At 67.5% G+C, this 13,191-nt stretch carries 10 protein-coding genes and 5 pseudogenes; 9 read left to right on the top strand and 6 right to left on the bottom strand.

Going from position 1 to position 13,191, the window contains the following annotated elements; genetic code table 11:
- Window positions 1-399, top strand: a pseudogene (locus ACTWQJ_RS31905) (alkene reductase); the annotation flags it as partial.
- Window positions 400-467: 68 nt separating this feature from the next.
- A complete protein-coding gene (locus ACTWQJ_RS31900; protein ID WP_443309986.1) occupies window positions 468-2,102 on the top strand; it encodes a GMC oxidoreductase in 1,635 nt (544 codons plus the stop codon).
- A gap of 89 nt (window positions 2,103-2,191) precedes the next feature.
- On the opposite strand, the pseudogene ACTWQJ_RS31895 reads toward ACTWQJ_RS31900, so the two are convergent.
- Window positions 2,192-2,531: pseudogene (locus ACTWQJ_RS31895) on the bottom strand (transposase); the annotation flags it as partial.
- Between the two features lie 222 nt (window positions 2,532-2,753).
- Between ACTWQJ_RS31895 and ACTWQJ_RS31890 the strand changes: the two are divergent.
- Together ACTWQJ_RS31890 and ACTWQJ_RS31885 are read left to right on the top strand one after the other, a co-directional pair.
- Complete coding sequence (locus ACTWQJ_RS31890; RefSeq protein WP_443309985.1) at window positions 2,754-3,689, top strand: alpha/beta fold hydrolase; 936 nt, start codon at window positions 2,754-2,756, stop codon at window positions 3,687-3,689.
- Window positions 3,671-4,379 (top strand): annotated as a pseudogene (locus tag ACTWQJ_RS31885) (FAD-dependent oxidoreductase); the annotation flags it as partial. The gene ACTWQJ_RS31890 and the pseudogene ACTWQJ_RS31885, both read left to right, overlap by 19 nt.
- A 326-nt stretch (window positions 4,380-4,705) precedes the next feature.
- Here ACTWQJ_RS31885 and ACTWQJ_RS31880 read toward each other — a convergent pair.
- Entirely contained in the window at window positions 4,706-5,041 is a 336-nt protein-coding gene (locus ACTWQJ_RS31880; protein ID WP_443309984.1) for an SDR family NAD(P)-dependent oxidoreductase, read from the bottom strand.
- Between the two features lie 340 nt (window positions 5,042-5,381).
- Entirely contained in the window at window positions 5,382-6,437 is a 1,056-nt protein-coding gene (locus tag ACTWQJ_RS31875; protein WP_443309983.1) for an aldo/keto reductase, read from the bottom strand.
- A gap of 261 nt (window positions 6,438-6,698) precedes the next feature.
- Here ACTWQJ_RS31875 and ACTWQJ_RS31870 point away from each other — a divergent pair, with 261 nt between their 5' ends.
- The gene (locus tag ACTWQJ_RS31870; protein WP_443309982.1) at window positions 6,699-7,313 is read left to right on the top strand and encodes a TetR/AcrR family transcriptional regulator; all 615 of its coding nucleotides are present in this window, start codon (window positions 6,699-6,701) and stop codon (window positions 7,311-7,313) included.
- Between the two features lie 245 nt (window positions 7,314-7,558).
- Here ACTWQJ_RS31870 and ACTWQJ_RS31865 read toward each other — a convergent pair whose 3' ends face one another.
- Entirely contained in the window at window positions 7,559-7,855 is a 297-nt protein-coding gene (locus tag ACTWQJ_RS31865; RefSeq protein WP_443309987.1) for a hypothetical protein, read from the bottom strand.
- Between ACTWQJ_RS31865 and ACTWQJ_RS31860 the strand changes: the two are divergent.
- Window positions 7,781-8,029, top strand: a pseudogene (locus tag ACTWQJ_RS31860) (AMP-binding protein); the annotation flags it as partial. The gene ACTWQJ_RS31865 and the pseudogene ACTWQJ_RS31860 sit on opposite strands and share 75 nt — an antisense overlap.
- Before the next feature lie 54 nt (window positions 8,030-8,083).
- Here the strand turns inward: ACTWQJ_RS31860 and ACTWQJ_RS31855 are convergent.
- Window positions 8,084-8,506, bottom strand: a pseudogene (locus ACTWQJ_RS31855) (helix-turn-helix domain-containing protein); the annotation flags it as partial.
- Between the two features lie 1,039 nt (window positions 8,507-9,545).
- Complete coding sequence (locus ACTWQJ_RS31850) at window positions 9,546-10,148, bottom strand: TetR/AcrR family transcriptional regulator (RefSeq protein ID WP_355490897.1); 603 nt, start codon at window positions 10,146-10,148, stop codon at window positions 9,546-9,548.
- Between the two features lie 410 nt (window positions 10,149-10,558).
- Between ACTWQJ_RS31850 and ACTWQJ_RS31845 the strand changes: the two genes are divergently transcribed.
- From ACTWQJ_RS31845 to ACTWQJ_RS31835, 3 genes are all read left to right on the top strand, one after another.
- Window positions 10,559-10,735 carry a hypothetical protein gene (locus ACTWQJ_RS31845; protein ID WP_443309981.1) on the top strand — a complete coding sequence of 59 codons (177 nt, stop codon included), beginning with the start codon at window positions 10,559-10,561 and terminating at the stop codon, window positions 10,733-10,735.
- Window positions 10,732-11,583, top strand: a complete 852-nt coding sequence (locus ACTWQJ_RS31840) for an alpha/beta fold hydrolase (RefSeq protein WP_443309980.1) — start codon at window positions 10,732-10,734, stop codon at window positions 11,581-11,583. Before ACTWQJ_RS31845 ends, ACTWQJ_RS31840 begins: the two co-directional genes overlap by 4 nt.
- Before the next feature lie 249 nt (window positions 11,584-11,832).
- Window positions 11,833-12,708, top strand: coding sequence for an alpha/beta fold hydrolase (locus ACTWQJ_RS31835; RefSeq protein WP_443309979.1), 876 nt, complete (start codon window positions 11,833-11,835; stop codon window positions 12,706-12,708).
- Window positions 12,709-13,191 lie beyond the last annotated feature (483 nt).

Here is a 13,191-nt window from a genome sequence, read left to right as displayed (position 1 = left end):
ATCCGCATCTCCCCGGCGTTCCCGCTCGGCGGCATCGACGAGGGCGACACCGAAAGCGTCCGTGCCCAGTACCGGCACCTCGTCGGGGAGCTCGCCGGCCTGAACCTGGCCTACCTGCACGTCCACCACCTCGGAGACGACGAGCTGCTTCGCTCGTTCCGCGAGGTGTGGCCGACCGCGATGCTGGTCCTGCGCTACGGACGCACGCGGGAGCAGATCGCCCACTACATCGACGCCGGCCTCGCCGACATCGCCCCGCTGGGCCGGTTCGCGCTCGCCAACCCCGACGTCGTCGAGCGGCTGCGCACCGACGCCCCGCTGAACGAGGTGGACGAGGCCACCGTGTACGGCGGTGGCGCAGCCGGATACACCGACTACCCCACCCTGGCACAGGCCTGACGCCGTCGGCTGACACGCCACTGGTGACTCGTTCTGCAGCAGATTTCGATGATGAGGAGGAGATTTCGATGGTGAACCCGACCACCTCGGTGGCACCCGAGGCTGCGCCGGCGGCTCACGACTTCGACTGGGTGGTGATCGGCTCGGGATTCGGCGGCAGCGTTGCTGCTCTGCGCCTGGCGGAGAGGGGATACCGCGTCGCGGTGATCGAGCGCGGGCGACGTTACGAGGACCGCGATCTGCCGACGTCGACGTCGGACCCCCGGTACACGTGGGCGCCGCAGCGGGGCCGCTACGGGATCATGCGCAGCATCCCGTTCCGTCACGCCGTCACCGCGTCGCAGACCGGGGTCGGTGGTGGCAGTCTGATGTACGGCGGGGTGTTGTTCCGCGCACAACGCGGCTTCTACGACGACCCGCAGTGGCGCGGCCTCGCGCCCTGGGAAAAGACACTCGACCCCCACTTCGCCAAGGCCGAGTACATGCTCGGCGTGCAGCCGGCGCCGTGGGAGTCGGTTTCGATGGGGCTGACCAAGCGGCTCAGTGAGTCCCTCGGTGTCCCGGACACCTTCGAGCTCTCCCCCACCGGCGTGTTCTTCGGCGAGCCGGGAAAGACCGTCGACGACCCCTACTTCGGCGGCGAAGGCCCAGCGCGAACGGGCTGCATACGGTGTGGTGAGTGCATGGTCGGCTGCCGGACAGGCGCCGCGAATCGCCTGACGAAGAACTACCTGTGGTTCGCCGAGAAGCGTGGCGTCCGGATCATTGCCGAACAGGAGGTCGTGGACGTCGCGCCGCTCGGCGCTGCTGACGGCAGCGGGGGATACCGGATCGTCGCCGCCCGCCGCGCGCCGGACAGCCACGGCAAGCAGTCGACCTTTTCTGCGCGCGGCGTCGTCTTCGCAGGCGGTACCGTCGCGACGAACGAGCTCCTCGCCGACTGCAAACAGCGTGGCTCACTGCCTGGGATCAGCGACCGACTCGGCGACCTGGTCCGCACGAACAGCGAGACGGTACTGGGCGTGGTGTTCCCCAAGGACATCGAGACGTGGCGCGACGTCACGGCGAGCAGCCGGCTCCTCCTCGACGGGGACACGCAGGTCGAGCTCCTGACGAGCGGGCCTCACGCCGACTCACAGCTCGCCCTGTTCACCATGCTCACCGGCAAGGGCAACGTCCCCGTGCGCTTGGTCAAGTGGCTGAGCAGCGTCATGAGCAGCCCGCGCGATTGGCGCATGACGCTCCAAAGGTCCGGATCGAGTGCGCGCACCCTGCAGATGCTCGTCATGCAACCGCGGGACAACGCGATCCGGTTCCGCGCGAAGAAGCGCCGCTCCGGCGGGTATCGGCTCGTCACACAGACCGACCCGGAGCGTCCGGCCCCGACTTACCTCGAGGTCGGCCATCGGGCCGCTTCGCGGGTCGCGGAGATGACCGGCGGGGTCGCACTCAGCAGCGTGTTCGAGGCCTTCGGCGACATCCCGCAGACCGCGCACATGCTCGGGGGTGCGGCGATCGGGTCTGACGCCGGCAGCGGTGTCATCGACTCGCAACTGCGGGTCTTCGGGTATCAGAACATGATCGTCTGCGATGGGGCTGCGCTTCCGGCGAACCCCGGAGTGAATCCGGCGCTCACCATCACCGCCCTCGCCGAGTACGCGATGGAACACGTCCCGGAGCGCGCGACCGAGGGAGGACGGTGACGATTTCGCACGGCCGTCCCTCAAACGGTTCCGAGCCCATGTCCCCGAGCCGGACTTCGGGTGGTTACCAGGTTCTGTCTGACAAACGATCAATGCTCGCGGAGCCAGAGGATCAGTGAGGCGAGGTGGGAGGCCGCCGAGGTAGCGGTGGGCCAGCTTGCCGAAGCGGGTGGCAACGGCCCGGAACTGTTTGAGCCTGCTGAAACAGCGCTCGACGATGTTGCGGGCCTTGCACTGCTCGGGATCGAAGGCCGTGGGTCGGCCGCCGGCCGACCCACGGCGCTGTCGGCCCGCAACCTGGTCAGCCCGTTCAGGGATGACCGCTCGGATACCGCGCCGTCGTAAGCCGGACCGGATGGCCCGCGGAGAATATGCCTTGCCCGCGATGACCGTCTCGGGCCGGCGACGCGGCCGGCCCACGGACAGGCGGGCACCCACACCGCCTCCAGCACCGCGTCTCCGTCGGTCGCGACTTGCGCCACCGTAGAATTACGGTCATAATTTAAAAGTCCACGTGATGCAGATGGATCTGCTGCTCAGAGTTCCGACTCGGACTCCCGTGGCCTTTGACGGCCCGCATGACCGTCGACTCCGCAGAGTGCAGCCGCAGCCAGAGGGCGAGGGTGACTGCTCCGCGCCCTCCCCTCCCTGATGGAGGAGCCGGTGAGTGCTCGCGCGAACCCCGTATCGGAAATCCCCGTATCGAAGGGCACAACCATGAGTGATTCGCAAGAAGTTCGAGACATCGTAGTGACGTCGTACCAGCACGCGCGGACCCGCAGCATCACAGCTGGGGGAGTGACTTTCGCCTACCGCGACCTCGGTCCCCGGTCCGGCGTCCCGGTCGTCTTTCTCCACCACCTCGCCGCAGTCCTCGACAACTGGGATCCCAGGGTCGTCGACGGCATCGCCGCCAAGCGCCGGGTCATCACGTTCGACAACACGGGCGTGGGTGCTTCCACGGGTTCGACGCCGCGAACCATCCAGGAGATGGCGAAGGATGCCGTCACTTTCATCCGGGCGCTCGGGCTCGAGTACGTCGATCTCCATGGCTTCTCGATGGGCGGTTTCATCGCCCAGGTGATCGCGCAGACCGAACCGGAACTCGTCCGCAAGATGATCCTCACGGGTACCGGTCCCGCGGGCGGCGAGGGCATCACGAAGGTGACTCGAATCTCCCATTTCGACACCGTCCGAGGGCTGCTCACCTCTCAGGACCCGAAGCAGTTCCTCTTCTTCACCCGCACGGCCAACGGGCGTCAGGAGGGAAAGGAGTTCCTGGCCCGCCTGAAGGAGCGAATCCTCGACCGGGACAAGCCGATCTCCCTCCGGTCTTACGGTGCCCAGCTCACGGCCGTTCACCGCTGGGGGCAGGAGCGGCCGCACGATCTCTCCGTCATCCATCAGCCCGTGCTCGTCGCAAACGGCGAGACCGACAGGATGGTTCCGACGCAGAACTCGGTCGAGCTGGCGCGGCGGGTGCAGTGCGGCGAGCTGGTGCTCTATCCCGACGCCGGCCATGGCGGCATCTTCCAGTTCCACCGGGAGTTCGTCGAGACGGCTCTCAACTTCCTGGAACGCGAGTAAGCGCGGAGCGCGGTCGCCGCTCCAGCCGGGAGGTTGCCTCGGAGCCAGGGCTTCGGCGTAGTCGGCTGATGCTGGAGGCCGACAAGGTGCTGCAGGCGATCGGCTTCGCGCCGAACGTGACCGGCTACGGCCTGGAGAACACCGGCGTACGCGTCACCGAACGCGGTGCGATCGACGTCGACGGCCGCTGCCGCACCTCCGTCCCCCACATCTACGCCATCGGTGACGTCACCGCCAAGCTGATGCTGGCGCACGCGGCCGAGGCGAGGGGCGTGGTCGCCGCGGAGACGCTCGCGGGCGCGGAGACCAATGGAGCTCGACTACGCGATGATCCCGCGCGCCACTTTCTGCCAGCCGCAGATCGCGAGCTTCGGTTACACCGAGGCGCAGGCGCGGGAGAAGGGCTTCGACGTCCAGGTCGCCAAGTTCCCGTTCACCGCGAATGGCAAGGCGCAGGGCCTGGGCGATGTGACCGGCTTCGTGTAGCTGATCAGCGACGCGAAATACGGCGAACTCCTCGGCGGACACCTCATCGGCCCGGACGCCACCGAACTCCTCCCCGAACTGACGCTGGCCCAGCAGTGGGACCTGACCGTGCACGAGGTGGCCCGCAACGTTCACGCTCATCCCACGCTGGGCGAGGCGGTCAAGGAGTCCGTCCACGGCCTCGCCAGCCACATGATCAACATGCAGGGGGGAGGCGAACCCCTTATGGCGGTGGGCACCGGACGGCGTCCACCAGCAGGGGGAGCAGTCGGCCCAACTGGCCGCCCTCGCCTGACAATGAGGTCGTTGTGAACATACCGACGAGAGTGACGACGATGTCCTCGGCGCGGACATCGTCGCGCAGCGTCTCAGTTGGTAGATGGCTTCGACCAGTGCTTCTCGCGTCGGGAAGTGCCGGTAGAGCGTGCCGATCCCCACACCCGTGTCCCGCGCGATCCGCTTCCGAAGTACCGGTGCCCCGGATGCGAGCGCGATGCGTGCGGCGTCCAGCAGACGGGTGCGGTTCCGCGCTACGTCCGCACGGATGGATGTGGGAGAAGGGCCGGCATTTCCACACCGGCCTTGCTCGCGCCGTATGCGGCCATTCCGGTCGGCGGCATGAAGGAGATCGCGGACGACACGACCATCGCATCGCCTCGACTGCGCTCGAGATGGGGAGTTGCGTAGTTCAGGGTCCGGAAGGCGCCGTTCAGGTTGATGTCGAGGCCTTGCTCGAACGAAGCGTCGCCCGTCTGCCGTACGGTCCCGTAGGCCGCGACCCCCGCATTGGCGACGATGATGCCGACGTCGCCCATGGCCTGCGCAGAGTCATCGATCGCCGACTTCGGGGCGGCTCCGTTGCGCATGTCAGTCATCGGCCAGGACGCGTCGGGGCCAGGTCATGGGCGAGCTCGCGCCGATCCGGTTCGAGTCCGGGCAGGGCCAGACGAGCGCCTCGGGCGGCGGCAACACGCGCCACCTCTGCATCGATGCAACGTGCGGTTCCGGTGACAACCAGCCTTCGGCCTGCCAAGTTTGTCATGGTCTGTGATTTGACTTCGTCATTGAGGTGGTGCGCGGGTCCCCCTCTCGGCTGCCGTCCATCGGGGAGCGCGGCGAAACGGTCCGACGGGGCAACCGGCGGACCGTTACCGGGGATTGAGGGCCGAGCCGATGTTCGGGAGGCGGGCCCCCTACCCTCGGGCCTCAGCTCACGGGCGTGACCGGCGGGATCATGCGATCGGCCACGCCTCCCTGGACGGCATCTCGGGCGCCGGCAGCCGCCTCATGGGGCACCCCGAGGGGTATCGCACTGACCTCGGACAGATGCGCGAACTGCTTCGGAGTGAGTTGGACCTCCAGAGCGCCCAGGTACTCGTCGAGCTGGGTGAGGTTGCGCGGGCCGATGATCGGCACATATGAGGTGGATGCCTGGGCGGCACGCTCACGGAGCCAGGCCACCGACACCTGGGCGGGCGTCGCGCCGGTCTCCTCGCTGACGGATAGGACTGCGTCAATGACGGCGCTCTTCTGCTGGGTGCTCTCGGTGTGGATGACCGCCTTGAGATCTGTCAGCCGTCCCTCGGTGCTACGGCGGTACTTGCCGGTGAGCAGTCCGCCGCCGAGCGGCGACCACAGGGCGGCGCCGAGTCCCAGGCTCTCGGCCATCGGCAGCAGCTCGCGGTCGGCGGTCCTCTCGACGAGGCTGTACTCGACCTGGATGCCTGTGACCGGCATCCAGTTCTTCAGGTCCGCGAGGGTCGCGGCGCGGGAGACGCGCCATGCGGGGAAGTTGGACAGGGCGGCATGGAGGATCTTGCCGGACCTGACCAGGTCGTCCAGTCCGCGCAGGATCTCCTCCATGGGCGTGAGGTCGTCCGGGAAGTGGACCCAGAACAGGTCGATGTAGTCGGTGCCGAGGCGCTTCAGGCTCGCCTCCAGCGAAGTGACCATGTTCTTGCGGCTGTTGCCCGTCCGGGAGATGCCGGGCTGCGGGCTGGCCCCGTTTGTGAACTTGGTGGCGAGGACGAAGTGGTCCCGGTCGGCGGCTACGAACTTCCCCACCAGCTCTTCCGACTCGCCGAACTGGTAGTTGTCCGCGGTATCGAGGAACGTTCCGCCGGCCTCGGCGAACCTGTCGAACATCCGGCGGGCCTCGTCCGGCTCCGCACCGGCACCCCAACCGGTGCCGAAGTTCCCTGTGCCGAGTGCGTACTCGGACACGCGCAGTCCTGTCCGTCGTCCGAAGGTCGTGTAACGCATGAGTGCTCCTCCGTGCTGATGACACATCGATGGTCGAGGTGAGCGGTAGTGGGTGAGGGGGCCGGCAGGGTGTGAACCGGCTCAGGCGAACAGGGGCCGCCGGCTGCGTTCAAAGCCGGGCGCGGCGCCGACGAACCGTCCGTCCGCGAGCGGCGCGATGCCGGGCATGACCGACGCCACAAAGTAAGACGATCGGTCTACTTCAGGCTCCACCGTAGCTGGCTCTACGGTTTATGTAAAACGATCGGTATCCTAGAAGCTGTGAACGAACCGACCCCTGTACGCCCTCGTCATGGGCGCGGTGCCCGGGAGCGGATCCTCAAAGCGGCGACCGAGCTGTTCACGGCGCAGGGGATCAACGCGACCGGGATTGAGCAGCTGTCCACCGTCGCCGGAGTGTCGAAACGCACGCTCTACCAGCACTTCCGCAGCAAGGACGATCTCGTCGTGGCGTATCTGCGGTCCCTGGAGGACGATCACCTGCCCGTCGTCCCCGCATCGCCCGCGCCAGCTCCAGCGAGCCCCCGTGAGCAGCTTCTGGCTGTCTTCGACTGGAAGCCACCGGAGCCCACGGATCCGTTCCGGGGATGCCCGTTCCTGAATGTCAGCGTCGAGGTGCCGGACCCCGGTCATCCCGCCCACGAGCTGGCCGCGGCGAACAAGAGAGGGTTCGCCCGCCGCCTCGCGGACATCGCACGGCAGGCTGGGGTCGCCGACCCGGAGAGCCTCGGTGAGCAACTGGCGCTGCTCTTCGACGGAGCGTCCGCGCGCGGGACTGCACTGAACAGCGGACGTACCCTCGTGTACGCGCGATCCGTCGCGGAGTCGTTGGTCGACGCCGCTCTCGCCGACGTCGGCCCTGCATCTCCGCGATGAGGTCAGCAATCTCATGGGTGAGGTCGTCGTCATCCCGTGATGGACGACAAGGCGGGTTGACCGCCTCGAAGTCGCTGAGCGGGAAAGTGCGTGGTCTCGAAGGGAACGGTTTCCAGCTGTGTGCGGGGAGGGCGGAGAGCGTCTCTCCGCCTTGGTGAAAGCCTCCGGTATACGCGAGGTTGCGTGCTGGCCCTCGCCGAACGCGTGGCGAGTCCGCCGTCGGCGTGATCAAGGTTCAGCGCGTGTCAGCCGCGATGCGGCCGATGGGTCTCTTCTTTCGCGTCGCCCCCGGCCGAACTGGACGAGACCGGCGCGGTGATCACGTCGCACGGGGCGTTGAGATCCCCTACGGGATTGACCAGTGCGCAGCGGAGACCCGCCATACCATTGTCCGTTGCCTCGCGCCGGGACTCGATCAGTCCAGTGGTGTAGAGAGCCGGCCCGGCCCGGACGATCTTCTCTATGTGATGCCGACGTCCGGCACCAGCGGCATCCCCAAGCTGGTCGGCGTTCCTCACCGCGGCGTAGTGCGAATGGTTCACGGTAGCTCCACGCTGCCGATGGGGCCCGAGGACCGCACCATGCTGGTGGTCAACTCCTCGTTCGACGTCGCCGCATTGGAGGTCTGGGGTCCCCTGGTGAACGGCGGTTCCATCGTCGTTCCCGACCCGGCGGACCTCGCGGACCCGGACAGGCTATGCGCAGCGGTCGCCAGGGAGGGTGTAACGGTCGGGTTCTTCCCCGTCACCCTCTTCGCCCGGATGCTGGAGACGTCGCACGGGCACCTGGGCGGACCAGCCGTGCCGCCGCAGCAGCTTCCACACGCCCTGGATGGTGTAGCCGACGTGGAACATCCGCCCGATCAACAGCTTGATCCGCTTCAGCGTCCAGCCCTGGAACTCGTCGTCAAAGCCGTGCGCGAGCGGACCGCGCCGTAACTCCCGCTCCAGCCGCTCCCACTGCGCAAGGCTCAGCCGCTCCACCGATGCCGGCCCCGTCGAGCGCAACGCGTCCGCACCGCCCTGCTCCCACGCTCGCCGCCGGCGACGCACCGACCGCGCCGTCACCCGAAGATCCCGCGCGACGGCCTCGGTCTTCTCCCCACGAGCGAACCGCTCAGCCGCCTCCAGGCGCACCCGCTCCCGCTTCTGCTGTTCCTTGGGCGTCAGCCCGCCCCCATGCGCGTACCGCATGACGACGTCGTACCGCAACGATCAAGAACCGTCACGGCCTGACGGACTCCACGAGTTCAACCTGAGTACGTGACATTGACATTGCGGCCAGAGTGAGACGGCAGGCGCCGCCCGGCGCCTACGCCGTCGTCAGGGCAAACGTTGCCTGATGCGGCACGAGGTCGCCGTCGCCAATAGATCCGTCGTCTGCGGAGGTCGGAAGTACGCTCCGAGCAGCATTAGCAGGTGCCCCCGCATGAGGAGCATTTGGTTATGCCGCTCATCCAGGTCGTCGCTTGCGGAAGTGGTTCCAGCGAGGAGTGCCTCGGTCGCCTTGCGAAGGAGGGCTTCTTGCGACGTGAGCGGTGGTGGTCCAGAAATGAACGCCCGCAGTGCGGCGCTCAGGTCGTCGACGAGTCCACGGAACGGGCCCTCCGGCCAGGACGCGCCGCCGCACAGCTGCTCACCGCTGGCTATGGTGACCGAGGTCGTGGTGCGAGGTATCAGGGTGACTCCATCGTCGGGACACGAGGTTGGCGAGGGGCCGAGCTCTCCTGCGGCCTCCGCGGGGAAGATGCGGAGGCATTTCGGTCTGTCCCCTGCCAGCAGGTGCAATTCGCCCGCGTGTGGCAGGGCACGGTTTCCTACATGGCTATCGTCGGGGGACGCGGAGACACCAGTACCGCCCCGCAGGACTCGGGCGACGGGACGTCCTGGGACGTCCCGCAAGTGGGGTCATCACGCGAACCGAAATCCGAGACACTTCTGCAGACGGAGACGGTAGAGGTGTGGACCCAGCGCCGTGCTCTGTCCCGAAGGGCGGTGGTGGACGACAAGACGTCGCGCGGGCGAGGTCGGAGCTGGATGTGTCGATCACGGTGTCCCAGGGGCCGTGTTGGGCAAGCCGGTCCAGGTCCTCGCGGTCCGTACGGTCGCCATGGACCGGGGGCACGCCAGGTCTGCTGCCCTCAAAGCTTGCGAAGGCTTGCGGCTTCTGCGGCGAGGAGTTGGTGTGGCGTGGGGCCAAGCGATGTGCCGCCCGGGTGTTCCTGTGGATGCGTCAGTTCGCGGTCCCGGCGTGGTCATGCTCGATGCCCAGCAGTGCGAGGGTGTTGCGGATGCCCTGCTCGAGGAGTTCATCGGCGAGTTGCTGGTCGGCGAGCGCCCTGGAGAGCTGTAGCGTTCCGGCCATCATGGCGTAGGCGTTGAGCGTCTTGGTGCGGACCGAGAGTGGATCGTCCGGTGCCAGGCGGGCGGCGATACCGTCCGTGACAACCAGGACGCCATCGGTGTACGCCTTCTTGATCGGGTCTGCACAGCGCCCCATCTCGTCGAGCAGGGCGGCGGAGGGGCAGCCGTCGTCGGGGCTGTCGCGGTGCTGGGCGGACAGGTACCACCGCACGATCTGTTCGAGCCCGGCGCGACCGGGTGCCGCGTGCGCGACGATGTTCGCGTTCTGCACCTGCAGTTGGTCGGCGACCGCGGTGGCCACGAGGTCGTCCTTGGATGTGAAGTGGGTGTAGAAGGCGCCGTTGGTCAGGCCCGCGTCCTTCATGAGTGTCGAGATGCCCGAGCCGTCGATGCCGTCCCGCTTGAACCGACGGCCGGCCGTCTCGATGATCCGCTGCCTGGTCGCCTGCTTGTGCTCACCCCTGTATCGCACCGCGCGCTCCTTCACTCGCCGGAAGGGCCGCTCGCCCTCCATTCGGCTCCCTCACTGTATGGTATTGCGAACGTAATCTAATGATTGTCGGCGGCCGCTCGGCTGATGGCGAGGTGTCGCCGGTCAGGCCTGCACCCCCCGCGGCGGGCCGTCTCGTTACGGACCCGGACCCATCCCCGTGGCGCGCGGCGGGCCTCCCCTTGCCGCAAGGGCGCACTTGCACTTCACGGCCTCCCGCGCATAGCATTACGAGCGTAATTCAATTGACTCGCCCCAGGGGGCGGCCGCCCTCGTGCTCGGCAAGGTGGATTTCGTTGCGACCGGAATGAGTCGGAAGTCATCCGCGTCACTCGTCGCGACGGCTGATCTTCCTCGAGCTCGATGCAACCGGTGACGCTCAGGTCAACAACGTGGTCGAGCAGGTGATCGAGCACTTCGGACAGGCCGGCGGTCTGGTCGACAACGCCGGTTCAGCACATCGGGCGCTGGCCCGGACAACCCCCCAGTCCCAGCACGTCTTCGGTGTGCTGCGCGAGCAGACCCGCGAGATCTCACGGACACCCGCCAACAAGAGAAGGACATCATGAGCACGTATCTGGCAGACAAGGCCGAGGGCCTCACCGTCGAAGGTCCCTCCGCGACGTTCACCTACCGGCGGATGGGTCCGCAGGGCGGCGTCCCGCTGGTCCTGCTGAACCGCTTCCGCGGGACCATCGACTGGTGGGACCCGGAGTTCCTGGACTACCTGGCCGCCGACCACGACGTGATCGTGTTCGACAACGTCGGCGTCGGTTACACCGACGGCGAGCCGCGCGACTCCCTCGAAGGATTCGCCGAGGGAGCCATCGAGTTCATCGACGCACTCGGCCTCGCGCAGGCCGACCTGCTCGGCTGGTCCCTGGGCGGCATCGTGGCCCAGCGTGTGGCCCTGCGACGTCCCGAGCTGGTCCGCAAGCTCATCGTGGCGGGCAGCGGCCCGGCCGGCTGGGTGCCCGGCGCTCCGGACTTCAGCGAGAAGGTCCTGGGCATCATGAACAAGCCCGACGCCGACCGGGATGACATCCTGTACCTGTTCTACCCCGAGACGGAGGCGGCCCGCGCCGCTGGGCTCGAGCACTTCGACCACATCTCGACCCGGCTCGCCGAGGGCGGCCCCGCGATCTCCGAGGTGGCGGCGCAGGGCATGCTCACCGCAGTGGGCGCTCTCCTGGCCGTCCCCTTCGAGCAGGTGGTGGCGGAACTGGAGGCCATCAAGCAGCCCGTCCTCTATGCCAACGGCCTGCACGACGTGATGATCCCCGCCCACAACTCCTACGTCGCGGTCCAGCACCTCGACAACGCCACCCTCGTCCTCTACACCGGCGCCGGTCACGCCTTCCTCTTCCAGTACGCCAAGGCCTTCACCAAGCAGGTGGCCGACTTCCTCGCCGCCTGATCACGCCAGCCGGGCCACCGACCCTGAACGATGCAGGGCGGTGGCCGGTGTCGTGCAGATGCCGCCTCGCGGCCGTATGAGGCGGCACCTGCACGATTGTCGAACGTCACTACCGCGAGCCCCGGCCGGCAGTCAGTGCTTCCCGGCGACGCGACCTCGTGGAGATGGCCCATGCTCAACCTGGCTGTCCTGCTCAGCCCGCGTCCGCCGCGAGCGCCGAACGCTCGCAGAAACCCCACGCCGAAGAGCATGACCGTGAAAGATGCTCAAGAAGTGCGAGGCGACGTGGTGACGTCGTACAAGAACGCGCCGACCCGCACCGTCACCGCCGGGGGAGTGACGTTCGCCTACCGCGAGCTCGGTCCCCAGTGCGGCGTCCCGGTGGTCTTTCTCACCCACCTCGCCGCGGTTCTCGACAACTGGGACCCCCGCGTCGTCGACGGCATCGCCGCCAGGCGCCGGGTCATCACGTTCGACAACAGGGGCGTTGGTGCTTCCACCGGTTCGACACCGCGCACCATCGAGGCGATGGCGAAGGATGCCGTCACCTTCATCCGGGCGCTCGGGTTCGAGTATGTCGATCTCCATGGCTTCTCGATGGGCGGCATGATCGCCCAGGTGATCGCGCAGGACGAACCGCAGCTCGTCCGCAAGCTGATCCTCACGGGTACCGGTCCTGCGGGCGGCGAGGGCATCAAAAACGTGACCCGGTTGTCCCACCTCGACACCGTCCGAGGACTGCTCACCCTCCAGGATCCGAAGCAGTTCCTCTTCTTCACCCGCACCGCCACCGGGCGTCGGGCCGGCAAGGAGTTCCTGGCCCGTCTGAAGGAGCGCACCCAGGACCGGGACAAGGCGATCTCCCTCAGCGCGTACGGTGCCCAGCTCAAGGCCATTCACCGCTGGGGGCTGGAGCAGCCCCAGGATCTCTCCGTCATCCATCAGCCCGTGCTCGTCGCAAACGGTGAGAGCGACAGGATGGTTCCGTCGAAGAACTCGGCCGACCTGGTCCGGCGACTGCCGAACGGCGAGTTGGTGATCTACCCCGACGCCGGCCACGGCGGCATCTTCCAGTTCTACCGGCAGTTCGTGGAGACGGCTCTCGAGTTCCTCGAACGGCAGTAGGCGCGGAGTGCGGTCGTTGCTTGAGGCGAGGACGTTGCCTCAGAGCCGTGACGTCCTTTGGGTGAGCGGCTCGAGTCACCTGTTCGGAGTTGCCGACCTGCTTGCTTCTTGGTCACCCGGCGGTGGCGAGGCGGTCGTCGTGCAGGACGGCGATGCCGGGCCTGGCGTGGTGGACACCTCGTCATTGAGGTGGCGGGAGCCTCGGATCTTCCAGCCCGTCAGCCGGGGGAGACGTGTTCGACGCGGGAACGGGCCTTGTGGTGCGGGCGGTTGTGTTCCTCCTCCCCCCAAGTCGGCAGTTCGGCCTGGCGGCGCTCGCGACGGTGCGCGAGGACCAGGCCGGCGTCCGCGACGATTGGGGTTCCGCCGCGTCCGGGCTCGACGTCCTCACCATGACACGGCGGAGGCGGCCAACCACCCGGCGGCGGATTGGCGGCCCCCTCAGCGCATGAACGTGAGGGCGTTCTCAATTCCCTGCTCAAG

It is taken from the genome of Streptomyces sp. KR55 (assembly GCF_052245645.1).
Classification (GTDB): domain Bacteria; phylum Actinomycetota; class Actinomycetes; order Streptomycetales; family Streptomycetaceae; genus Streptomyces; species Streptomyces flavusporus.
This window is presented reverse-complemented; position numbering and strand designations above follow the sequence as displayed.